Annotated in this window: 19 protein-coding genes; 9 read left to right on the top strand and 10 right to left on the bottom strand. The window is 60.4% G+C overall.

The annotated features are described in order from the left end of the window. Positions 1-2: 2 nt before the first annotated feature. The 4 genes from LF599_RS11290 to LF599_RS11275 all read left to right on the top strand — a co-directional run bounded on the left by LF599_RS11290 (position 3) and on the right by LF599_RS11275 (position 2,554). Positions 3-740 carry a fumarate reductase iron-sulfur subunit gene (locus LF599_RS11290; RefSeq protein WP_279520825.1) on the top strand — a complete coding sequence of 246 codons (738 nt, stop codon included), beginning with the start codon at positions 3-5 and terminating at the stop codon, positions 738-740. Between the two features lie 161 nt (positions 741-901). After that, positions 902-1,741 (top strand): fumarate hydratase, encoded by an 840-nt coding sequence (locus LF599_RS11285; protein ID WP_279520824.1) that lies wholly within the window; start codon positions 902-904, stop codon positions 1,739-1,741. Further along, a complete protein-coding gene (locus LF599_RS11280) occupies positions 1,741-2,292 on the top strand; it encodes a Fe-S-containing hydro-lyase (RefSeq protein ID WP_279520823.1) in 552 nt (183 codons plus the stop codon). Before LF599_RS11285 ends, LF599_RS11280 begins: the two co-directional genes overlap by 1 nt. A 91-nt stretch (positions 2,293-2,383) precedes the next feature. Then, on the top strand, positions 2,384-2,554 hold the full coding sequence (locus LF599_RS11275) for a hypothetical protein (protein WP_269942353.1): 171 nt from the start codon (positions 2,384-2,386) through the stop codon (positions 2,552-2,554). A 108-nt stretch (positions 2,555-2,662) separates the two neighbouring features. Here the strand turns inward: LF599_RS11275 and LF599_RS11270 are convergent, their stop codons facing one another. Beyond that, positions 2,663-3,415, bottom strand: coding sequence for a substrate-binding periplasmic protein (locus tag LF599_RS11270; protein WP_279520822.1), 753 nt, complete (start codon positions 3,413-3,415; stop codon positions 2,663-2,665). Between the two features lie 365 nt (positions 3,416-3,780). Here LF599_RS11270 and LF599_RS11265 point away from each other — a divergent pair, with 365 nt between their 5' ends. Together LF599_RS11265 and LF599_RS11260 are read left to right on the top strand one after the other, a co-directional pair. Beyond that, positions 3,781-4,959 carry an aminotransferase-like domain-containing protein gene (locus LF599_RS11265; RefSeq protein ID WP_279520821.1) on the top strand — a complete coding sequence of 393 codons (1,179 nt, stop codon included), beginning with the start codon at positions 3,781-3,783 and terminating at the stop codon, positions 4,957-4,959. A 50-nt stretch (positions 4,960-5,009) separates the two neighbouring features. Next, a complete protein-coding gene (locus LF599_RS11260) occupies positions 5,010-6,719 on the top strand; it encodes an FAD-dependent oxidoreductase (protein ID WP_279520820.1) in 1,710 nt (569 codons plus the stop codon). A 168-nt stretch (positions 6,720-6,887) separates the two neighbouring features. Here the strand turns inward: LF599_RS11260 and LF599_RS11255 are convergent, their stop codons facing one another. The 5 genes from LF599_RS11255 to LF599_RS11235 form a co-directional block, all read right to left on the bottom strand. Next, on the bottom strand, positions 6,888-7,895 hold the full coding sequence (locus tag LF599_RS11255; protein ID WP_279520819.1) for an ABC transporter ATP-binding protein: 1,008 nt from the start codon (positions 7,893-7,895) through the stop codon (positions 6,888-6,890). Between the two features lie 2 nt (positions 7,896-7,897). Further along, a complete protein-coding gene (locus LF599_RS11250; RefSeq protein WP_279520818.1) occupies positions 7,898-8,869 on the bottom strand; it encodes an ABC transporter ATP-binding protein in 972 nt (323 codons plus the stop codon). Between the two features lie 3 nt (positions 8,870-8,872). Next, positions 8,873-9,790 (bottom strand): ABC transporter permease, encoded by a 918-nt coding sequence (locus tag LF599_RS11245; protein WP_269942361.1) that lies wholly within the window; start codon positions 9,788-9,790, stop codon positions 8,873-8,875. Between the two features lies 1 nt (position 9,791). Then, positions 9,792-10,769 carry an ABC transporter permease gene (locus tag LF599_RS11240; protein ID WP_279520817.1) on the bottom strand — a complete coding sequence of 326 codons (978 nt, stop codon included), beginning with the start codon at positions 10,767-10,769 and terminating at the stop codon, positions 9,792-9,794. Between the two features lie 166 nt (positions 10,770-10,935). Beyond that, on the bottom strand, positions 10,936-12,561 hold the full coding sequence (locus LF599_RS11235; RefSeq protein WP_279520816.1) for an ABC transporter substrate-binding protein: 1,626 nt from the start codon (positions 12,559-12,561) through the stop codon (positions 10,936-10,938). Between the two features lie 224 nt (positions 12,562-12,785). On the opposite strand from LF599_RS11235, the gene LF599_RS11230 reads away from it, so the two are divergent. After that, positions 12,786-13,205 carry a hypothetical protein gene (locus LF599_RS11230; protein WP_279520815.1) on the top strand — a complete coding sequence of 140 codons (420 nt, stop codon included), beginning with the start codon at positions 12,786-12,788 and terminating at the stop codon, positions 13,203-13,205. On the opposite strand, the gene LF599_RS11225 is transcribed toward LF599_RS11230, so the two are convergent. The 4 genes from LF599_RS11225 to LF599_RS11210 all read right to left on the bottom strand — a co-directional run bounded on the left by LF599_RS11225 (position 13,202) and on the right by LF599_RS11210 (position 18,145). After that, positions 13,202-15,748 carry a TIGR03960 family B12-binding radical SAM protein gene (locus LF599_RS11225; RefSeq protein ID WP_279520814.1) on the bottom strand — a complete coding sequence of 849 codons (2,547 nt, stop codon included), beginning with the start codon at positions 15,746-15,748 and terminating at the stop codon, positions 13,202-13,204. The two genes, LF599_RS11230 and LF599_RS11225, sit on opposite strands and share 4 nt — an antisense overlap. A gap of 88 nt (positions 15,749-15,836) precedes the next feature. Continuing rightward, complete coding sequence (locus LF599_RS11220; RefSeq protein WP_269942363.1) at positions 15,837-16,163, bottom strand: hypothetical protein; 327 nt, start codon at positions 16,161-16,163, stop codon at positions 15,837-15,839. A 139-nt stretch (positions 16,164-16,302) separates the two neighbouring features. After that, a complete protein-coding gene (locus LF599_RS11215; RefSeq protein WP_279520813.1) occupies positions 16,303-17,877 on the bottom strand; it encodes a sodium/solute symporter in 1,575 nt (524 codons plus the stop codon). 1 nt (position 17,878) lies between these two features. After that, a complete protein-coding gene (locus LF599_RS11210) occupies positions 17,879-18,145 on the bottom strand; it encodes a DUF485 domain-containing protein (RefSeq protein ID WP_279520812.1) in 267 nt (88 codons plus the stop codon). A 193-nt stretch (positions 18,146-18,338) separates the two neighbouring features. Here LF599_RS11210 and LF599_RS11205 point away from each other — a divergent pair, with 193 nt between their 5' ends. Both LF599_RS11205 and LF599_RS11200 read left to right on the top strand, forming a co-directional pair. Beyond that, a complete protein-coding gene (locus tag LF599_RS11205; protein ID WP_279520811.1) occupies positions 18,339-19,403 on the top strand; it encodes a putative nucleotidyltransferase substrate binding domain-containing protein in 1,065 nt (354 codons plus the stop codon). A 79-nt stretch (positions 19,404-19,482) separates the two neighbouring features. Then, a complete protein-coding gene (locus LF599_RS11200; protein WP_279520810.1) occupies positions 19,483-21,027 on the top strand; it encodes a glycosyltransferase family 9 protein in 1,545 nt (514 codons plus the stop codon). The last annotated feature ends 25 nt before the right edge of the window (positions 21,028-21,052 follow it).

Raw genomic sequence — 21,052 nt, 5'->3', positions numbered from 1 at the left:
CCATGTCCAGATTACTCAAACTCAATATCTTCCGGTATAATCCCGAAGACGAGCTGTCCATGCCGCATATGCAGGAGTTCGTCCTGGAAGAGACCGACTCCATGACCCTGTTCATCGCGCTCAATCGCATCCGCGAGGAGCAGGACCCGTCTCTCCAGTTTGATTTCTGCTGTAGGGCCGGCATCTGTGGTTCCTGCGGCATGGTCATCAACGGCCGTCCGGGCCTGGCCTGCCACACCAAGACCCGGGACCTGCCGGGCGAGATAACCCTTTTGCCGCTGCCTGTCTTCAAGCTCGTGGGCGACCTGTCCGTGGACACCGGCACCTGGTTCCGTGAGATGTACACCAAGACCGAGTCCTGGATTCACACCAAGAAGATCTTCGATCCCACCGCGCTGGAAGAGCGCATGGACAACAAGGACGCCGTCGCCATCTACGAGCTGGAGCGGTGCGTGGAGTGCGGATGCTGTATCGCCGCCTGCGGCACGGCCCGGCTGCGCGAGGACTTCCTGGGGGCGGCATCGCTCAACCGCGTGGCCCGGTTCCTTATCGACCCGCGCGACGAGCGGACCGAGCACGACTACTACGAGATTATCGGCAACGACATGGGGATATTCGGCTGCATGGGCCTGCTCGCTTGCGAAGATGTCTGCCCCAAACACCTGCCGCTTCAGAACCAGCTCGGATTTCTGCGGCGCAAAATGGGCATCACGTCCCTGAAACGTCTTTTCAGGAAATAAGCAGGTTGCCCCCCCATTTGCAGGGGACTCGGAATGCATCAACGCGCTCGCACGGCTTTGGGCGGAGGGAGCCGCAAAAAGTTTTGAAGGAGAGTTCAGAGGGGAAACTTTTCCAAAAGTTTCCCCTCTGGCCGCCGGAGGTAATCATTGGAGGCTAATCAATGAGAGAAATTCAGGGAAAGGATGTGGTCGAGGCCGTGGCCGCCATGTGCATGAAGGCGAACACGGAGCTGCCGCAGGATGTTCGCAGAAGGCTGGAACAGGCCATGGCCGAGGAGGATTCTCCTTCGGCGAAAGAGGTTTTGCGCCAGTTGTTGGAGAATGCTGATCTGGCCCATGACACCAAGCTGCCGCTGTGCCAGGATTGCGGTCTGGCCGTATTCTACGTGGAGATCGGCGACGATTGCCGGGTCGTGGGCGGCAACCTGCGTGAGCTTATCAACGAAGGGACGTGCAAAGGATACGCGGACGGCTATCTGCGAAAATCTGCGTGCGATCCCATGACCCGCGCCAACACCGGCGACGGCACCCCGGCCATCATTCATTTCGACATGGTCCCGGGCGACCGGCTCAAGATTTCCTACATGGCCAAGGGGGGCGGGGCCGAGAACATGTCCCGCGTAACCATGCTCGCTCCGGCCCAGGGCTGGGCGGGCATCAAGAAATTCGTGGTCGAGCGGGTGGCCGAGGCAGGACCGAATCCGTGTCCGCCGACCGTTATCGGCATCGGCATCGGCGGTACTTTCGAGCACGCGGCCAAGATCGCCAAGAAGTCGATTTTGCGCGAGCTTGACGACACCCATCCCGACCCCGCGGTCGCGGCCATGGAGAAGGAATTGGAAGAGGCGCTCAACGCGCTGGGGATAGGCCCCATGGGGCTGGGCGGCAAGACCACCGTGCTCGGCGTGAAGATCACCATGGAACCATGCCACCTGGCCAGCCTGCCGCTGGCGGTCAATGTCCAGTGTCACTCCCAGCGACACGAGGAGGTCGTGCTGTAATGGCCGAATATAAATTGAACACGCCGCTTACGGACGAGGCCATTGAGCAGTTGCGGGCCGGAGACGTCGTTTTTCTGTCCGGCACCATCCATTCCGCGCGCGACGCGGCCCACAAGAAACTTTTCGAACTGCTGGATGCGGGCAAGGAGCTGCCCTTCGAGCTTGAGGGCTCGGCCATCTACTACGTCGGTCCCAGCCCGGCTCCTCCGGGCCGTCCCATCGGTTCCGCCGGGCCGACCACCTCCTATCGTATGGATACCTACGCGCCGAGGCTTCATTCCCTGGGCATGAAGGCGTCCATCGGCAAGGGCAAGCGGTCGGATGAAGTCCGGGAAGCCATGAAGAAACACAAGGGCGTCTACTTCGGCGCAACGGGCGGGGCGGGCGCGCTGCTGTCAAACTCCATCGTGGAATCCAAGGTCATCGCCTTCGATGAATTGGGGCCGGAGGCCATCCGTGCCATGAAGGTCAAGGATTTCCCGCTGCTGGTCATCAACGACTGTCACGGTGGTGAATTGTACGTCAAGCCCAAGCTTGACACTGCCGGGTAATTGATTCACGAAAGGGCGGGGCGCATGGCGTCCCGCCTCGAAACACGATCCGTATCGAGGTGAATAAAGTTCAGGATATTAGAGGTTTGTCATGGAACATGTATTCATTGAAGATGTGGATAGCCACGAAGAAACCAGCAAGCGGGACAACATCTACACTCCGTATCCGGGTGCGGACGAGAAGTATGATGACGGTTCCGATTGGCGTCTTTACAATCCCGACAAATATCGCGACCCGAACTGGTCACCGGATAAGGAATAAATGACAGAGGGGCCGCCAGGCCCCTTTCTCTGTTCTGCCGCCTCACCCTTTGTGCCGGGTTTTATCGGTTTTTTTCCAGATTCGTTTGATCGAATCCGTTTCTCTTTTCTATTGGGCGCATGTCATTTCGAACCTGTTTGTTCCACGGGCTTCCGAGGCCCTGATTTCCTCCAGCGCCAGATTGAGCTTGTCGATGAGGTCATCGTCCGTGTCGCGGCTGAAAGCGAAATACAGAGACTCTTCGTTGAAGACGAAATAGACCGTGTAGTCTTCTTGGCGCATTCCCAACCCTTCCAGCAGGCGGGGCGCGTCGAGTTCCGTCGTGGCGAAGAGGTCGGCGTCTCCGTTGCCGAGCTGCCGCAGGGCCTGGACATGGCTCGGGCTGCGCATGAGCTGCTCCGCCTTCAGACCGCCTGCCAGAAGATTCTTTTCCGGACGGCTCCAGCGCACCGTGGCGATGCGATAACCGCTCAGGTGCGCGCGGGAGGGGATACGCAGCCGGTCTTGCTTGCGCCCGATGAGCACGATTTTGGCCGTGGCCACCGGTCCAACCCATTTGTACAGGTGTTCCGTCTCTTGCGTTCGATTGGCGTTGAGCAGAATGCGGCCCGGTTGCCGGGCGGCGCTTTCACAGGCGTAGGCCCACGGCATGAGCTTTATCTCGCGGTCGGCGATGGGGGTGCCGCACTTGTCCATGATGGTGGTCAGGGTGGACACCGTCATGCCTTTGACGGACAGCCCGTTGCTCTCGGAATAGGGTGGATAGGGAGCGGCCATGGCGATGAATCCCCCGGCGTGCGCGGGGATTGTCGCGGCCGCAAGCAGGCCGATGAACAAAACTATGGCGGGGATGGATTTCATTATTTATCCTTTTGTCCGCGGTTCAATGGCTGATACGTTAAAAGCAATATTCGTTCCATGTGTTCGGGAAAGGAATAACCGACTGCGGGTGTTCGCGATCAGGAGAACTTGACAGTGTTTCGTTAATAGTTATTATTAGGGTATTGGCGGCTCCATCCCCAAGCGGAGCGTGTCCGTTTGGACGGGGCGGCTGAACCGCATGGTACATGCATATTCTCCTCTTCTTGCCCCCAGAGGACCGGCTTGATCCCCGGTCCTCTATCTTTTGAGCCGGAAGGCTGTGTTTTTTATCCGCTCTTTGGGCGGGCATCCTCTTGCAAGGCAGCAGCTTTCGGAGTATCCGAAGTGGCTTGGAGGAAAAAAACATGTCCCAACGTTTCGCTCGGAGGATGGGCACCGTTCATCGCTCATTCATCCGGGAAATTCTGAAAGTCACGGCTGATCCGGAGATCATTTCTTTTGCGGGCGGTTTGCCCAATCCCGAACTTTTCCCCGTTCCCGCCATGGATGCGGCCGCTCACGAGGTCTTCAAGGACATCGGGGCAAGCGCTCTGCAATATTCAACCACTGAAGGCGATGCGGGCCTGCGGGCGATCATCGCGCAGCGATATCTGAAGCGCGGCCTGACCGTGGACCCGGATACCATTCTGGTGACCTCGGGTTCGCAGCAGATTCTCGACATCAGCGCCAAGGTCTTTCTTGACCGGGGCGACAGGGTCGTCATCGAGCGGCCCGGCTATCTCGGAGCCATTCAGGCGTTTTCCCTGTTTGAGCCCGAGTTCGTGACCGTGTCTCTTGAGGACGACGGGCCGAACCTCGCCGAGCTTGAAGCGGCGTTCAAGGAAGGGGCCAAGTGTTTTTACGCCGTGCCCAACTTCCAGAACCCGTCGGGCGTAAGCTATTCGCTTGAGAAACGCAAGGGTGTCGCGGCGTTGTGCGACCAGTACGGTGTGCTCTTTGTCGAGGACGACCCCTACGGCGAGCTCCGCTTCCTGGGCGAAGACCTGCCGAGCGTTTTCTCGTTCTGCGAGCATAAGGGCCTTCTGTGCGGTTCGTTCTCCAAGATCGCCGCGCCGGGCTTCCGCATCGGTTGGGTGGTCGCGCCGGAGAAGGATATCTACGACAAGCTTGTCGTCGCCAAGCAGGCCGCTGATCTCCATACTTCCACCGTGTCCCAGGCGATCATGCGTCGTTATCTCGAAACCAACGACATCGATTCCCATGTGGAGCTCATCCGTGAGCGGTACGGCCGCCAGCGGGAGTGTATGGTGGAGATGATCGGCAAGTATTTCCCGGACGGCGTCACCATCACCCGGCCCGAAGGCGGCATGTTCCTGTGGGTGACCATGCCCGAGGAATGTTCGAGTATGCAGCTCCTGGATATGGCCGTGAAGGACAAGGTGGCCTTTGTGCCCGGCAAGCCGTTCTACGTGGACGGTTCCGGCGACAACACCCTGCGTCTGAACTTCTCCAACTCGGACGAAGTCCGCATTGAGGAAGGCATCAAGCGTCTTGGCAGGGCCATCGGTTCGTTCCTGAAGTAACGCCCCGGGTTTGAGGGACGCCCGGAGCCAAGATTCCAAGGATTGGTTTTATGTCTCAGCATATCGTAGTCATCGGCGGTGTGGCCCTCGGGCCCAAGGCCGCCTGCCGCTTCAAGCGGCTGGAGCCCGAGTCCCGGGTGACCATGATCGACCAGAGCGCCATGATTTCCTACGGCGGGTGCGGCATCCCCTATTACGTGTCCGGCGACGTGTCGGACGCGTCGGAGCTGTGCACCACCAGCTTCCACATGCTGCGCGATCCGAAGTTCTTCAAGCAGGTCAAGGGCGTGGACGTCCGCGTCCTGACCAAAGCCACGCGCATCGACCGTGAAAGGAAGTGCGTTGAGGTGGAGAACGTCGAGACCGGCGAAAAGGATTGCATAGCGTATGACAAGCTGGTCATCGCCACCGGCGCCTCCCCGCGCAGGCTGGGCTTGCCCGGCGAGGACCTCAAGGGCGTCAACTACGTGGCCAATCCCGGCGACGCAACCCGCATCCGCGAGTCCATCTCCAAGGGCGAGGTAAGCAACGCCGTGATTATCGGCGCGGGCTTCATTGGCCTGGAGATGGCGGAGGCGTTCGCCGATATGTGGGGCGTTGAGACTTCCGTGGTGGAGATCACTGACCAGATCATGCCTCGTCTGGTGAGTCCGACCCTGGCCACCATGGGCCGAAAACATATGGAAGAGAACGGCGTTTCCTTCTATTTCGGCGAGACCGTCAAGGCCATTGAGGGCGAGGGCGGCGTGGTCAAGCGGGTGGTCACGGACAAGCGTGTGCTCGATGCCGACGCCGTAATCATCTCGGCGGGTGTCGTTCCCAATTCGGACCTGGCCAAGGAAGCCGGACTGGCCGTGCATGAGCGCGGCGGAGTGTATGTGGATGAATGTCTGCGTACCAACGATCCGGACATCTATGCTGGCGGCGACTGCTGCATCGTGAAGAACCTCGTTACCGGCACGGACGCCTTCCTGCCGCTCGGTTCCATGGCCAACCGCCAGGGGCGCATCATCGGCACCAATCTGGCGGGCGGTTCGGCGATGTTCGACGGCGTGGTCGGTTCCTTTGTGGTCAAGCTGTTCGAGACCTCCATGGCGGGCACGGGCCTGAGCCTGGAATCCGCCAAGGCCGCCGGTTTCGACGCCATGTCCGTGTTGCTCATTCAACTGGACCGGGCGCATTTCTATCCGACCAAGGAGCTGATGACTCTTGAGATGGTTGTGGACAAACCCACCCGCCGCGTGCTCGGCGTTCAGGGGTTTGGTTCCTCCGGAGACGCCATGGTGGGCCGCATCAACGCGGTGGCCGCCATTCTCAAGTCGTCTCCCACCATTGATGACGTATCCAATATGGAATTGGCCTATTCTCCGCCGTTCGCTGCGGCCATGGACATCCTCAACACCCTTGCCAACCTTGCGGACAACGCGTTGCGCGGCATCAACCGCGGCGTGGGTCCTGCCGGGTTCAAGGAGCTGTGGGAGCATCGCGACAAGGATGCCTGCTTCTTCCTGGATTGCCGGGAGAAAGGGGACGCCGGACCGTTCATGGAACGCAATCCGGAGTTCTGGCATAACGTCCCGCAGGGCGAGATTTACGACCGTCTGGACGAAATCCCCACGGATCGGCCCATCGTGCTGATCTGTAATACCGGAGCGCGTTCCTACGAGGCGCAGATCATGCTTGACGACAAGGGATACAAGGATGTGACCAACATCCACGGCGGCATGGCGGCCATCAAGAAATATGGCATTGACCTGTAGGGCCGGGCGGCTGAAGATAACTTTCAGCCCGACCAATCGACAATAAAAAACGGCGCACCATTTACGGTGCGCCGTTTTTTTTGTTGCATATCGATCCGTCTCGTTCGTTTCCCCGCGGGCTTCAAGCGAAGTCTCGGCAAAAGCGGGACGAGGGAACGCCTTGGCAGGTTACAGGCGGCCTTCCTCGACGCCGTGACAGGCTACCACGGTGCCGTTGGCGAGCGTTTGCTGTCTGGGGATTTCCCGGGTGCAGCGCTCGTTGGCGTGCTGACACCGGCCATGGAAAACGCAGCCGGTGGGCAGGTTGATGGGAGTGGGCACGTCACCCGACAGTTTGACGTGGCCGCCGGCCGTTCCGCCGAGCTTGGGGATCGCCGAAAGCAGCGCCTGGGTGTAGGGGTGCTTCGGGTTGGAAAACAGCTCCTTGGCGGTACCCAGCTCGCAGACGCAACCGAGATACATGACCAGCACGCGGTTCGAAATGTGCTCGACCACGCTCAGGTCATGGCTGATGAACAGATAGGTCAGCCCGCGCTGTTCCTGGGCGTCCATGAGCAGGTTGAGAATCTGGGCCTGAATGGAAACGTCCAGGGCTGCGATGGGCTCGTCGGCCGCGATGAATTCCGGGTCGAGGACCAGGGCGCGGGCGATGGAGATGCGCTGGCGCTGACCGCCGGAGAATTCGTGCGGGAAGTTGGTGGCCCAGACCGGGTCCACACCCACCTGGCACATGACCTCGGCAACGCGGTCGCTGACCTCGTCGCGGCTCATGTCGGGGTTGTGGAAGCGGACCGGCTCCTCAAGAATCTGGCGCACGGTCATGCGCGGGTTGAGGGATGCGTAAGGGTCCTGGAAGACCATCTGCATTTTGGTCCGGTAGGGGAGCATCTTGTGGGAGCTCAGGTTGTCGATGCGCGCACCCCGATAGTGAATCTCGCCCTTGTTGGGCCGGTACAGGCCCATGACCGTACGGGCCAGGGTGGATTTTCCGCAGCCGGATTCACCGACCACGCTCAGGGTTTCGCCCGCCTGGACTTCCAGGGAGACGCTGTTGACAGCCTTGACCACTGTTTTTTTGCGGGTGATCTTGCCGCCGGTGAGCCGAAGCTGGTCGATGACCGAGCCGGATATGTCGAAGTGTTTGTCGATGTCCTTGACTTCGAGGATGGCACTCATGGCTATTCGCCTCCTTCACATTTGAAACAGGCGACCTGCGTGCCGTTTTCGAGAGCGTGGAGTTTGGGGATCTCGGTCTTGCAGCGTTCGCTGCCGACGGTGCAACGCGGTTCGAAGGGGCATCCCTTGGGCATGTTCAGCAGGGACGGCATCATGCCGGGAATCTGGTTGAGCCGCCTTGCTCCGCCCGCCATCTGCGGCAAAGCCTGGATGAGCCCCTTGGTGTAGGGGTGCTGCGGGTTGGAGATGAGCTGGTTGGCTGCGCCGAGTTCCACCACTTTGCCCGCGTAGAGCACGGCGATGCGTTGAGTGACCTCGGAGACCACCGCCAGGTCATGGGTGATGAGGATCAGCCCCATGTTTTCCTTTTCGCAGAGCTCCAGGAGCAGGTCCATGATCTCGGCCTGGATGGTCACGTCAAGGGCCGTGGTGGGCTCGTCGGCGATGATGAGCTTGGGGTTGGTCAGCAGCGAGATGGCGATGACGATGCGCTGGCGCATACCGCCGGAGAACTCGTGCGGGTACTGCTTGAGCCGTTTTTCCGGGGAGGGAATGTAGACCTTGCGCAGTTTGTCCAGGCAGATGGCCTCGGCTTCCTTGTCGGAGACGTTCATGTGGGCCCGGATGGTTTCCTTCATCTGGGTGCCGATGGTCAGCACCGGGTTGAGGGTCATCATGGGGTCCTGGAAGATCATGGAGATTTCATTGCCGCGGACGTGGCGCATCTGGTCTGCATTGATTTTGACCAGGTCCATGCCTTCGAAGAGAATCTCTCCGCCGGTGATTCTGCCGGGCTTGGAGATGAGGTTGATGATGGAGAAGCCGAGCACGGATTTACCCGCGCCGGATTCGCCGACAATGCCGAGGCGTTCGCCTTTATTGATGACCAGGCTGACATCGCGCACGGCCCGGACTCTGCCGGAGCGCAGGGCGAAGTCCACGCGCAGGTTTTTTATATCTATGAGTTTTTCCACGCCTTACCCCTTGTAGAGTTTGGGGTTGAGGAAGTCCCGGACCCAGTCGCCCAGGAGGTTGATGACCAGGATCAGGGTGACCAGCAGGAAGCCGGGGAAGATGGTGATCCACCAGGAGCCGGAGAAGATGTATTCGAAACCGGCGGTGATCAGCGATCCCAGCGAAGGTTTGGTCACGGGCATTCCCAGTCCAAGGAAGGAGAGGGCCGCCTCGCTCATGATGGCGTTGGCCACCTGGACGGTGGAGATAACGAGCACCGGAGAGAGTGTGTTGGGCAGAATGTGCCGCCACATGATGCGGGATTTCGACAGGCCGATGACTCGGGCCGCCTCGACGTATTCCTTCTTGCGTTCGGCCAGCACCGAGGCGCGGACGGTTCGGGCGTACTGGGGCCATTCGGCCAAACCGATGATGACGATGATAAGCGGCACGGCGACCTTGTCGTATCCGGCCACGCCGAAAGCCGTCTGGACGATGGCGCCGATGAAGATGGCCACCATGTAGGTGGAGAAGGAGAGCTGGACGTCCGCGATACGCATGAGGATGTTGTCCAGCCGCTTGATGTAGCCGGAGAGCAGCCCCACCACGATGCCCAGGAATGCCTGAAGACAGACCGCGCCGACGCCGATGATGATGGAAACGCGCATACCGTAGAGCATGGTCGAAAGCATGTCGCGGCCCTGGGCGTCGGTGCCGAGCAGGAAGTCGGCGGTGCCTCCGTCGGACCAGACGGGCGGAAGCTGGGCGTTCATGATGTCGATGGTCTTGGTGTCGTACGGATCATGCGGCGCAATGATCGGCGCGGTGAACGCCGTGGTTACCAATATGGCCAGGATGACGAAGCAGGTCACGGCCATATGGTCACGCAGGAAGCTGTAAAGCATGTAGGATTCTTTGAAACGTTGCCAACGGGATCTCATGCTACTGCCTCCCTGCCACTCGGACCGTGGGATTGACCAGGCCGTAGATGATGTCCACAAAAGTGTTCACAAGCACGAAGACGATGCCCACGAAGACAAGGTAGGCGACCATGAGCGAGGTGTCGGAACGTTCCACTGACTCGATGAACATGGAGCCCATTCCCTGCCACTGGAACACGGTCTCGGTGAGGATGGTGAAGGCCACCATGATACCGAGCTGCACACCGCCCACGGTAATGACCGGGAGCAGGGTGTTCTTGAAGGCGTGTACCAGCCAGACGCGCCAGGGCTTGATGCCTTTGGCCCAGGCGAACTTGACGTATTCGGTTTCCAGCACCTCCATCATCTCGGAACGAATGAGCCGGATGAACAACGGGAGCATGATGGAGGAGAGGGCAATGGACGGCATTACCAGATGCAGGAGGCCGTCAACGGTGAACAACCCGCTGTCCCACCAGCCGAAGAGGAGCACGGTTTCGCCTCGGCCATAGGATGGCAGCCAGTGCAACTCCACGGAAAAAATGTAGATGAGCAGGATGGCCGTGAGAAAGACGGGCATGGAAACCCCGACTATGGACCCACCCATGACGAACCGCGAAAATAGGCTTTTAGGGCGAATGGCCGAGTAAATGCCGAGCGGAATGGATAAGACCACGATAATGAAGGCTGCACAGAAAACCAGTTCCAGTGTAGCTGGAGCCTTTTTGATAATGACTTCCGTGGCGGGCTTTTTGAAGAAATAGCTCTGACCCAGATCGCCGCGCAGGGCGTCACGCAGGAATCTTGCGTATTGCACGGGGAATGGATCATTGAGACCGAGGCGGTCGCGGATTTCCGCACGCTCGGTCGCCGTGACCCGCTGTCCCACCAGATCGCGGACCGGATCGCCAAAGTTGTGTTTGATGGCGAATCCGATGAAGCTGATGATCAGCATGACGACCACGGCTTGCAGGATTCGTTTTACAGTGAATGCAAACATGTCGACTCGTTGACTTTATGTTGTCCAGGCACGGGGTTGTGACCGGAATTTGGGGTGGACCGCAACAATCCCGGCCCCAGGCGCACTTTTGTATGAAAGGGGAACCCTGGCGAGGCCGGGGTTCCCCTTTATTGTTATTTTTTGATTAATGCAAGTCGCTTGGGCGCTAGTTGATGACCAGGTCGCCGAAGTACGGGAAGTTCATGACGTTCACGATGTCTTCGGTGTTCATGTTGGCCTTGGAAGCCCAGGACAGGTTCTGCCAGTGCAGCGGGATGAAGCCGGCTTCGTCGTACTGAATCTTTTCCGCTTCCTGAAGGTCGGCGGCGCGCTTGGCGGGATCAGTCTCGGTCTGTGCGGCCAGGGTCAGCTCGTCGACCTTGGCGTTGCAGTAGTTGCCGGAGTTGTACTGGCCGTAGCCGGTCTCGGTGTTGCGGCACATGGACAGGAACTCGAAGAAGTTGCCGGAGTCCTCGGTGTCGGAGTGCCAGCCGATCAACTGGATGTCGGCGACCTGGGCGTCGAACTGATCCCAGTACTGCGCCTTGGGCATGGTCTTCAGGGAGACCTTGATGCCGATCTTGGACATCATGGAGGCGAAGGCCTCGGCGATCTTCTCGTCGTTCACGTAACGGTTGTTCGGGGAGATCATCGTCGCTTCAAAACCGTTGGGGAAGTTGGACTCGGCCATCAGGGCCTTGGCCTTTTCGAGGTCGAAGCGAGGGGTCAGGGATTCGAGGTGACCGACGTAGCCCTTGGGGGACATCTGGCCTGCCGCGGTGGCGAAGCCGTTCATGATCTTCTCGACCACACCCTGGTTGTCATAGGCGTATGCCATGGCCAGGCGGACCTTCGGGTCGGCCAGGGCCGGGTTGCGCTTCTGGTTCAGCTGCATGGAGATGATGCGGGAGCCGGACATGGTGACGAGATGCAGACCGTCGGTGGTCTTGAGGCGCTCCAGGTCCTGCGGAGGCACGGGCATGACGAAGTCCACGTCGCCGGACATGAGGGCGGCGGTGCGGGTGGCGTCATTCTTGATCGGGGAGAGAACGATTTCCTCGACGTTGCCGGTGTCCTTGTTCCAGTAGTCCTTGAACCGTGCGAAGACAGTCTTCACGCCCTGCTCGCGGCTGATGACGGTGAAGGGACCGGTCCCGGACTCGTTCACGTTGGCGAAGGAGTAGTCGGTCTTGACGATGGCGTCCTTGGCCTTGCCCTTATCGTCGGTGCCGGAGTAGAATTTGCTGTCCAGGGGGAAGATGTAGGTGGCCATGTTGAGCACCAGGCCGTAAGGCTTCTTGGTGACCAGGTCCACGGTGTAGTCATCGACGGCCACGGCGCCGGTGAACGGCTCGAAGAGGCCCTTGTAGTCCTCGGACTTCTTCAGGCGGTCAACGGTGAAAACCACGTCCTTGGCGGTGAACTCGTTGCCGGAATGGAACTTGACGCCCTTGCGCAGGTGCATGCGCATGGTCAGATCATCAATGCGCTCCCAGCTCTCGGCCAGACGGGGCACGAAGTTCATATCCTTGTCATAGCGAATCAGCGGGTCGAAGACCAGGTGGGAGAACTGCAGCATGCCGCCGGAAAGCTGGACATGCGGGTCAAGGGATACCGGGTCGGCATCCATTGCGAGCTTGAGGGTGATTTTTTCAGGGGCAGCGGGAGCGGCTTTCTCGGCTGCTTCTTTCTTCTCTTCACCGCCGCAGCCGACCAACATGAGGGCGGCAACCAGGAGCGAGAGAACGAGCAGGGAGAATTTGCCGGCGGCTTTGAACGTCGACACTTTCATTGTTTGTTCCTCCATAAATTGATCCGAATGCGCCAGCACGGCGCGATCCATACCTCTCTTGCACCACACCGGGCGCAACCCACAAAAAACACCTCCGAACAAGGGTTGCATGGAACCCTTGAGACAGCGTAGTTTTAATGGGCATAAACGAAATAGTCATACACGCTTCGCCAGGCTTTAACAATAGCGTAATGAATTTGCCGATATACGTGGGGAGGCGAATCTTGTTCAGAAAAATAATTTTTTTGGCGATGAGTTCGTATTTTGTTCTGTTTTTATTTGGTTGCTCGGGTTTTTCGTCTGTCGATGGTGGGATTTCCCCCGTTGAAACAATTGTTTTGGACGATGAATATGGGGCTGCCGTCAACGTAGAAAAGAATGATGTATTCGCTTTGGACGTGAGCAGGCCGTCTTCCAAGGGGTACCGCATCTCCGGGGCGGCGTTCGACCCGGAAATGCTGCGCATGGAGCGGTATTTTGAGTATGACGACGATAGTGGCCCCAGAGCGCGCTATCTGTTCTCGGCCCTTGAGGAAGGGGCGACGGACGTGCTCATCAGGATGACCCCCGAGGCCGGGGGTGAAACGGTCGTTTACCGGCAGGTCGCTGTGAGCATAGGCTCGGGCAACGCCTGGCTCGATTAGGCCGTTTCGTCCGGTTTCGCCTCGAAACGCTGCTCGGTCTTCATCAGGGTGAAGTCCAGCAGACCCGCGTCTTCCATGACGGCGAAGCACAAGACCAGCGGGCTCATGTATTGATCCCGCCAGTCCAGAACCAGGGTCAGTTCGTCCCCGGTCTCCGTGGCCTCGCGGACCATGGGCCGAAGGTCCACCTGCTTGGGTTTGCCCTTCTTGGTCCGTTTCTCGATGAAATGATTGTCGGCGGCCATGAATTCCCGCCATTGCGCTTTGCGGCGCTGGTCATCGCCGACGAAACGCAGCGTATAGACCTCTTCCACTGCCTGGGGCTGCTTGCGCCCCAGGGACAGGCGTTCCGCATTGAACGGGACGATCCCCTTGGGCATGTTTTGGGCGAGTCGTTCGATCACCTCTTCGGGCGCGAAGTCCTTGCGCAGGAAAACGTTGATCCACTCGCAGCGGCTTTCCACGCCCACGGGCAGGGCCTTGCCGAAGGAGAGCCTGGGCATGGGATGGAATCCGGCCGAGAATGTCATGGGCAGCACGGCTCGTCTGAAGGCGCGCTCGAATACGGCCTGCAACTCCAGTTGGCTGAGGAAGGCGGCGGGGCCGGTCTTTTCGTACCATATGCGATAATGGGCGGCCTTGCCGGTCAGGTCCGGCTTCTCCACGGTGTAGGGCGGCTGTTCGCCTTCCTGGTCCCGTTTGTGAAAGACCAGTTTGGGGCGGATGTCCTTGTATTCGGCCTGGTGCTTCAGAGTCGAAATTCGGCCGTCGAATTGACAGACGCCGCAGTTGCGGCACGCCCCATAGCGGCAGTCGTTGGTGATCTTTTCGTCGAGGGCGCGTTCGCGCTCCTTGAGCAGGAACCGCTTGGTCAGTCCGCTGGACAGGTGGTCCCAGGGCAGGGGGCCTTCGGGATCGCGCGGGCCGGTGTATTTATCCCAGTCGAGCCCGGCCTCGTTCATGGCCTCTCGGTACGGTTCGAGCCGCAGGTGGTCTTTCCAACTGGAGAAAAGCGCGCCCTTTGCGTAGGCCCGCTCCACGACCTCGGCCAACCGGCGGTCGCCGCGCGAGAAGACGCCTTCCAGCGAGGTCATCTCCGGCTCGTGGTACTTGATGGAAATGCGCTTGTGCGGGCGGAAAATGTTTCGCAGATGGCTGATGCGCCGGTATATTTCTTCCAAGGGAATCTGCGGTTCCCACTGGAACGGGGTGTGCGGCTTAGGCACGAAGGGCGAAACCGCCGCCGTGACCTGGAGCCTCTTTATATGCCGTCCGGCCGCATCGCGCACCTTGATACAAAGGTCCAGGATGGCGTCCAGGTCCTCGTCCGTTTCGGTGGGCAGGCCGATCATGAAATAGAGCTTTACCCCCTGCCAGCCGTTCTCGAAGAGCAGCCGGACGTGTTCGAGGAGGCCTTCCTCGTCCACGCCCTTGTTGATGACGTCGCGTAGCCGTTGGCTGCCCGCCTCGGGGGCGATGGTCGCGCCCGTGCGCCGGATGGACGAGATGCGTTCCATGATCGGCGCGGAAAGAGAGCCTACCCGCAGGGACGGCAGGGATATGGCGATCTGTTCGGCCGCGCACTTGTCGAAGCTTCGGGTGAAGAGGGAGTCCAGGCCGGAGAAGTCGCCGGTGGACAGCGACAGCATGGAGGTTTCCTCGTATCCGGTCTCGGCCAGCCCATTGGTAAGAATGTCGTTCAGGCCGTCCAGAGACCGTTCGCGGACCGGGCGGTAGATCATGCCCGCCTGGCAGAAGCGGCAGCCGCGTGTGCAGCCTCGCGCTATTTCCATGGTCAGCCTGTCGTGGATGGCCCCGAAGGGAATGACCTGGCCCGTAGGGAAGGGAGCGCGGTTGAGATCGTCAACCACGGCTTTTTCCACGGTTTCATATCCCTCGCGCAACGGTTTCAGCGGCTTGTCCTGTCCCTGGTCCTCAAAGAACGACGGGATATAGAGGCCGGGAATCTCGGCCAGGGCCGAGAGCAGGTCCTCCTTGGACAAGTCTTGGGCCTTGGTGCGTTCCACTGCGGTCAGGACCTGCGGCATGGCTTCTTCGCCGTCGCCGAGGACCATGGCATCGAAGAACGGGGCCATGGGTTCGGCGTTGAAGGCCGCGCCTCCGCCCGCGATGATGAGCGGGAAGGGGGCTTCACGGTCCGCACTGCGAACAGGAATGCCAGCCAGATCAAGCATGTACAGGATGTTTGTGTAGCAAAGCTCGTGGGTCAGGCTGAAGCCGATGACGTCCATCTCCCCCAGCGGGGTGTCCGATTCAAGGGTGGCCAGCGGAACTCCCTGCTCGCGCAGGATGGTTCCGGCCTCCTCGTCGGGCGTGAAGACCCGTTCGGCCCAGAATTCCGGGCGGGCATTGAGAGCCTGGGCCAGGATTTTCTGGCCGAGGTAGGACATGCCCACCTCGTACATGTCTGGAAATGCCAGGGCGCACCGTACGGTTACCTTGGTCGGGTCCTTGAACACAGCCCCCCATTCGCTACCAATGTAGCGAGAGGGGCGGGGGAGGATAGGCAATAATTCTTTCATGGTCGCAGGTAGATCGGTGAACGGAAAAAAACGGGGTTGGCTTCACTGAACCAGCCCCGTTCGGGATAGCAGTTTTCGCTTGGGTCGGCTAGCCGAGATCGAGGCCGCCGCCCTGGCCGCCCAGGCCGGACAGGTCGAGTCCGCCGCTGGACATGGAGATATTGGTTTTGGCTTCGATATATTTGGTCTTCAACTCTTCAGGGCAGGTCTTGTACTCGAACAGCACGTGGCTCTGAGCGATCTTGCCCTGCATTTCCTGGTCGAAGGGATATCCGTAAGGCAGGAGGATCATCTGGGTGCCCTGTTGGGTGGGCATGGCCTGCAGGATGGCGGGTTCCTCGATGTCGCTACCGGCGAAGTTGCCGACGACCATCTCGCCGCTGACCAGCTTGACGAGCCGAATGTCATAACTCATGTGGGTCTCCTTGGTTTGTGGTGAGCCCTTAAGTAGGTATCGGCGTCAGCAGTGTCAAGCAATGCGTGCGGGGGAAGACGCGGAAGAAGGCGGACCGGAACGACCGGCCCGCCTTTGGGGGAAGCGATGTATAATGGGGTTATGTTTTTTCGGGACCGTGGAGCAGGGCCATGACTTCCATGGTATCGGGCGGCAGCGCTGCTTCGCCCTTGGCGGCGTATTCCATCTTGGAGGTCACGTAGATGGCGATGAAGGTCAGGAGCATGACGAATCCGCCCGGGTTGTTGTATTGCAGGAATTCCGGCAGCATGGATTTGCCCAAAATCATGAAGAACGAGCCGACGATGCCGGTGACGAGTCCCGCGCAGGCGCCGTTCTTGGTCATTTTCGGCCACCACACGCCCATGACCAGGACCGGGAAGAAGGTGGAGGCACCGATGGCGAAGGCCAGTCCCACGAGGATGGCGATCTGCATAGATTCGGCCCAGAAGCCAAGCGGGATGCCGAGCAGCCCCACGGCGACGGAGGCCACGCGGGCGACCATGACGCGGGAGCGTTCGGGCATGTTCGGGTTGAAGACGTTGACCACGAGGTCGTGTCCGATGGCTCCGGCACTGGCGATGATCAGCCCGGCCACGGTGGACAGGATGGCGGCGAACGCCCCGGCCACCACGATGCCCAGAAGAATCTGTCCGCCGAAGTGGGAGCCCGCCACGGGAACGGCGAGGTTCTTGCCGTTGTCGGCCAGCCAGTGCATGAGATGCGGGGACACGCCCAGGACGTCGCCGTTGAGGAAGACGTAGCGGACAACGTGGCCCACGTAGGGACTCAGGATATAAAACATGCCGATGAGGAAGAGTACATAGATGACGGTCTTGCGGGCGGCCTTGCCGTCCGGGGCGGTGTAGAAGCGCACCAGGATGTGGGGCAGCCCGGCGGTGCCGAACATGAGCGCGAGGAGCAGGGAGAGCGTGTCCTTGAGGTTGGTAAGCCAGTAGGCCGGGCTGGTGTAGGCCGCGCCGTCGAATTCCTTGCCGGTGATGGGCGCGGGACCTTTGAATTCGTGCAGGAATTTGACCACGTCGGCGTAGGTGTATCCTTTAAGCATGAAGGGGATGAAGGCCAGCAGGAACATGGCTCCGAACAGAATCCAGAACTGGACGAGCTGGTTGACGGTGGTGGCCTTCATGCCGCCCACGGTGACGTAGAAGGTGATGATGCAGGCGATGATGATGATCGAGGTGCCGTATTCGAGGTTGAGCAAAAGCCCCATGACCTTGCCCGCGCCGAGCATCTGTGGGGCCATGTAGAAGAGGGAGATGAAGAGCACGCCGATGACTCCGAGGATGCGGGCCGGTTTGGAGTGGAATCGTTCCGAGATGAAGTCGGGTATGGTGTATCGTCCGAACTTGCGCAGGGGGCTGGCCAGGAAGAGGAGCAGGGCGATATAGCCCACGAAGAAGCCCAACGCGTAGATGATGCCGTCGAAGCCGAAAAGAAAGGCTACGCCCGCCACACCGAGGAAGGAGGCTGCGGACAGGTAGTCCGAGGAGATCGCCGAGGCGTTGATGAAGGAATTGACCTTGCGTCCGGCGAGGTAATAGTCGGCCGAGGTCTTTTGGCTGCGGAACATGAAGGTGGTGACCACCGTGAAGGCCAACATGCACCCGATGAGGAGCAGCGCGGTGACCGGTATTTGGTATCCGAGTTCCATGTTATTCTCCTTCGACTGTTTCGGCTATTTCGTCTTCGATTCGGTTGGCCTTGCCCACGTACCAGATGAACAGTCCCCAAGTAATGGGATAGATGGCGATGGCCACCAGCCAGTAGTGCAGGGGGAAGCCGAGGATGGATACTCCGGCTACCCATGCCCCTGCCAGATAGACGAGCAGGAAGATGCCGATGACAAAGGCGAAGTAGGGCACGCCCACGCCCAGGGCGAATTGAAGTTGCCGTTTCCGAATCCTTTCGATCTGATCCATTTTGTACCCCCGATACGGTTGAAAGTTTGCCGTTGATGCCCTTTTACAGTAGGTAAAAAAAGACAAGCACGCCTTTTCAGGTAAGCGGTCGAACCTGTACGGTCGCGGGATTCGGGCTTTTCTCGGCGGCGGCGAACGGACGGTTTCTTCCGGTTAACGGTCGGCCTTTAGGCCACGGAGCGCGAGGTTGGGCATGATTTTGAACGGCGAGATGCCCGTGAACGGCGAATCGGGCGTCCCGGACGGTCTTTTCGCCGAACTGCGGGTCATGGCCCGCGAGGGCAAGCTGACCGGCATCGGCCGGACCCGGCTCGATCTCGTCGGGGAATGGCTTGACCATGGATTGTCCGCCGAGGAGACCTGCAAGCGGCTGACCCTGTTCAATCGCGAAGTGACCTCCGCCGTGCTGGAGGCCCATGCCCTGGAATACCCCTGGCTTTCGCAGTGCACTTTCATGGAGTTTGGTTCGGGCGGCCGTGGGGAGATGGTGCTTGGCTCCGATCAGGACAACGGGCTGCTCATTCCCGTGGAGGTGAAGGTGGACGAGGCTGAGGTGGACGACTGCACCCAGTCCATCGTCATCGCCCTGGACGGCGCGGGGTTGTCCCTGTGCGACGGCGGGGTCATGGTCAGCAACCCCGAGTGGCGCGGCGATTTCGACGCGTGGCTCTCCCGGCTGACCGGCTGGCTGTCCAATCCCGCCGAGAAGGGGCCGTGGCAGTCCGGCCTGATTCTCGACTTCCAGCCCGTGTTCGGCGCGGAGGAGGAGGTCGGGCGGCTGCGCGAGCGCCTCTGGGAGCACGTCCGCACCAAGCCCATCGCGCTGTCCTTGCTGGTCAGCGAGCTGACCGTGTATCGGCTGCCCCTGACCTTGTTCGGGGCGTTCATCACCGAACGCGAGGGGCCGTGGCACGGCTGGCTGAATATCAAGAAGTCCGTCCTGGCCCATCTGACCAACAGCGCGCGCATTCTGGCGCTCAAGCACGGCGTTCGCCCGCATAATACCTGCGATCGTATCCGCGCCTTGACCGGGGCCGGGCACATCGCGGCCAATCACGGAGGCTCCCTCCTGGACGGCTGGGAATATCTCCAGCGCAAGCGGTTCGACATCGGGCTGGACTGCGATCGCGCCGGTCTGCCGCCCCACAACTACGTGAAGCCCGCCATCCTGGATCGGACCGAGCAGATCCGGCTTAAGGCGGCCATTCACGCGGTGGAAAAACTCGTCAGATTGGTCCAGGCCGGTTCAGGCCTCTGATTCGGCTCCCTTTTTGCAATGTTCTTCCGGTCCGGCGATTTTTCGACGGCGTACCCTGTTATATTTAAGGATTTGGTTCGTGAATGTTCTGATTGTCAATCTGACCCGCTTCGGCGATCTCATCCAGACTCAGCCCGTGATCGCCGGTTTCAAGAGCCGGGGCCATGCGGTGGGGCTGGTCTGCCTGGCCAACTTCGCCTCGGCTGCCCGTCTGCTCGACGGCGTGGACCGGGTGTTTCCTCTTTCAGGCGCATCCCTGCTGGCAGGGCTGGACGCGGACTGGCGGCAGGCCGTGCGGGACGCCGAGGAGTTCAGGCGCGGCGTGTTCGCTGAATTCCCGCCGGACGAGACCGTCAACCTGACGCCGTCGGTCTCCTCCCGGCTTCTCGCCTACGCCCTTACGCCTGAATCCGGACGGACAACCGGCTTTACCGTGGACGAGTTCGGCTTCAACGCGGACACTTCGTCCTGGGCGGCCTTTCTGCAAATGGCCGGGGCCAATCGCGGGGCCAGTCCATTCAACGTCTGCGACCTGTTCCGCCGGGCCGCCGGGCTCGATCGCGAGGGGAGTGATTCCGTTCTGGCCCGTCCGGATGGACAGGCCGTTGCCCGCGCCGATGAATTGCTGGCCGGTCTGGAAGGGCCGGGCGGTTTCGCGGCAGTGCAGTTGGGGGCCAGCGAGGATCGCCGCCGCTGGCCCGTGTCCCATTTCGTGGATACGGCCCGTATGCTTTACGAGCGTGATGGCCTGGTGCCCGTGCTGCTGGGAACCGCGAGCGAGGCGGAACTGGCGGGACGTTTCGCGGCGGGCGCGGATTTTTCCTTTGTGGATTGCGTCGGCCGGACTTCCTTGACCGAACTGGCAGCCGTCCTGACCCGTTGCAGGGTGCTTTTGACCAACGACACCGGGACCATGCACCTGGCCGCCGGGCTGGACGTGCCTCTGTGCGCGGTCTTCCTGGCCACGGCCCAGCCCTGGGACACCGGCCCGTATCGCGCGGGCGATATCTGCCTGGAGCCGGACATGGACTGCCATCCGTGCGAGTTCGGCGAAGCGTGTCCCAATGGGGAAGCGTGCCGCAGGGCCGTCACTTCCGAGGCGATGTACGCCTGTGCCGCATCGCTGGTGCGTGGCCGCGAGCCGGAACCCGTGGGCGGCGCGCGCCTGTGGCGTACCCTAATCGGCGATGACGGACTTATGGAGCTGGAATCGCTGTCCGGTCACGACGCCACGGAAAGGGCCGTGTGGATAGGTCTTCAGCGGGCGCATTTTCGTTCGTTCCTGGACGGCGGCGAGGCGGTGCGGACCGGGCTCGGTCAGCGGCTCGGTCCGGTCCTGAGAGCGGAGTTGTCCAAAACTTTGACGAGCGCACGGGACATGCTTTTCCTGCTCACCAGGCAGGGCGCGCTCCTGCGAGTGAACCCACGGCCCCAGGCCAAAAACAAGTTTTTGGCTTCCTGGCAGCGGGTGCAGAATATTCTTTCGTCAAACAATTACTTGAAAGTATTGTCGTTATTGTGGATGTTCGAGAGCCAGCGGCGGGGCGGGGATCTTGATTCCCTGCTGGCTGTGGCGGAACGCCACCTGAAGCTTCTTTCCGCGCTGCTGGACGACCTGGCCTGACCGGCATGAATCTTGAATTACCCGG

Origin of the sequence: Pseudodesulfovibrio thermohalotolerans (assembly GCF_021353295.2) — a bacterium.
Classification (GTDB): domain Bacteria; phylum Desulfobacterota; class Desulfovibrionia; order Desulfovibrionales; family Desulfovibrionaceae; genus Pseudodesulfovibrio; species Pseudodesulfovibrio thermohalotolerans.
Note: the sequence above shows the minus strand (reverse complement) of the source record. Positions and strands in the feature narration are given on the sequence as shown.

Bases quoted from the DNA above. Each gene is read 5' to 3' on its own strand.
- LF599_RS11215 (WP_279520813.1), bottom strand. From the start codon at position 17,877: ATGGAACTCGGATACCAAATACCGGTCACCGCGCTGCTCCTCATCGGG.
- LF599_RS11205 (WP_279520811.1), top strand. From the start codon at position 18,339: ATGATTTTGAACGGCGAGATGCCCGTGAACGGCGAATCGGGCGTCCCG.
- LF599_RS11280 (WP_279520823.1), top strand. From the start codon at position 1,741: ATGGCCGAATATAAATTGAACACGCCGCTTACGGACGAGGCCATTGAG.
- LF599_RS11285 (WP_279520824.1), top strand. From the start codon at position 902: ATGAGAGAAATTCAGGGAAAGGATGTGGTCGAGGCCGTGGCCGCCATG.
- LF599_RS11210 (WP_279520812.1), bottom strand. From the start codon at position 18,145: ATGGATCAGATCGAAAGGATTCGGAAACGGCAACTTCAATTCGCCCTG.
- LF599_RS11225 (WP_279520814.1), bottom strand. From the start codon at position 15,748: ATGAAAGAATTATTGCCTATCCTCCCCCGCCCCTCTCGCTACATTGGT.
- LF599_RS11270 (WP_279520822.1), bottom strand. From the start codon at position 3,415: ATGAAATCCATCCCCGCCATAGTTTTGTTCATCGGCCTGCTTGCGGCC.
- LF599_RS11255 (WP_279520819.1), bottom strand. From the start codon at position 7,895: ATGAGTGCCATCCTCGAAGTCAAGGACATCGACAAACACTTCGACATA.
- LF599_RS11235 (WP_279520816.1), bottom strand. From the start codon at position 12,561: ATGAAAGTGTCGACGTTCAAAGCCGCCGGCAAATTCTCCCTGCTCGTT.
- LF599_RS11265 (WP_279520821.1), top strand. From the start codon at position 3,781: ATGTCCCAACGTTTCGCTCGGAGGATGGGCACCGTTCATCGCTCATTC.
- LF599_RS11275 (WP_269942353.1), top strand. From the start codon at position 2,384: ATGGAACATGTATTCATTGAAGATGTGGATAGCCACGAAGAAACCAGC.
- LF599_RS11220 (WP_269942363.1), bottom strand. From the start codon at position 16,163: ATGAGTTATGACATTCGGCTCGTCAAGCTGGTCAGCGGCGAGATGGTC.
- LF599_RS11290 (WP_279520825.1), top strand. From the start codon at position 3: ATGTCCAGATTACTCAAACTCAATATCTTCCGGTATAATCCCGAAGAC.
- LF599_RS11240 (WP_279520817.1), bottom strand. From the start codon at position 10,769: ATGTTTGCATTCACTGTAAAACGAATCCTGCAAGCCGTGGTCGTCATG.
- LF599_RS11245 (WP_269942361.1), bottom strand. From the start codon at position 9,790: ATGAGATCCCGTTGGCAACGTTTCAAAGAATCCTACATGCTTTACAGC.
- LF599_RS11260 (WP_279520820.1), top strand. From the start codon at position 5,010: ATGTCTCAGCATATCGTAGTCATCGGCGGTGTGGCCCTCGGGCCCAAG.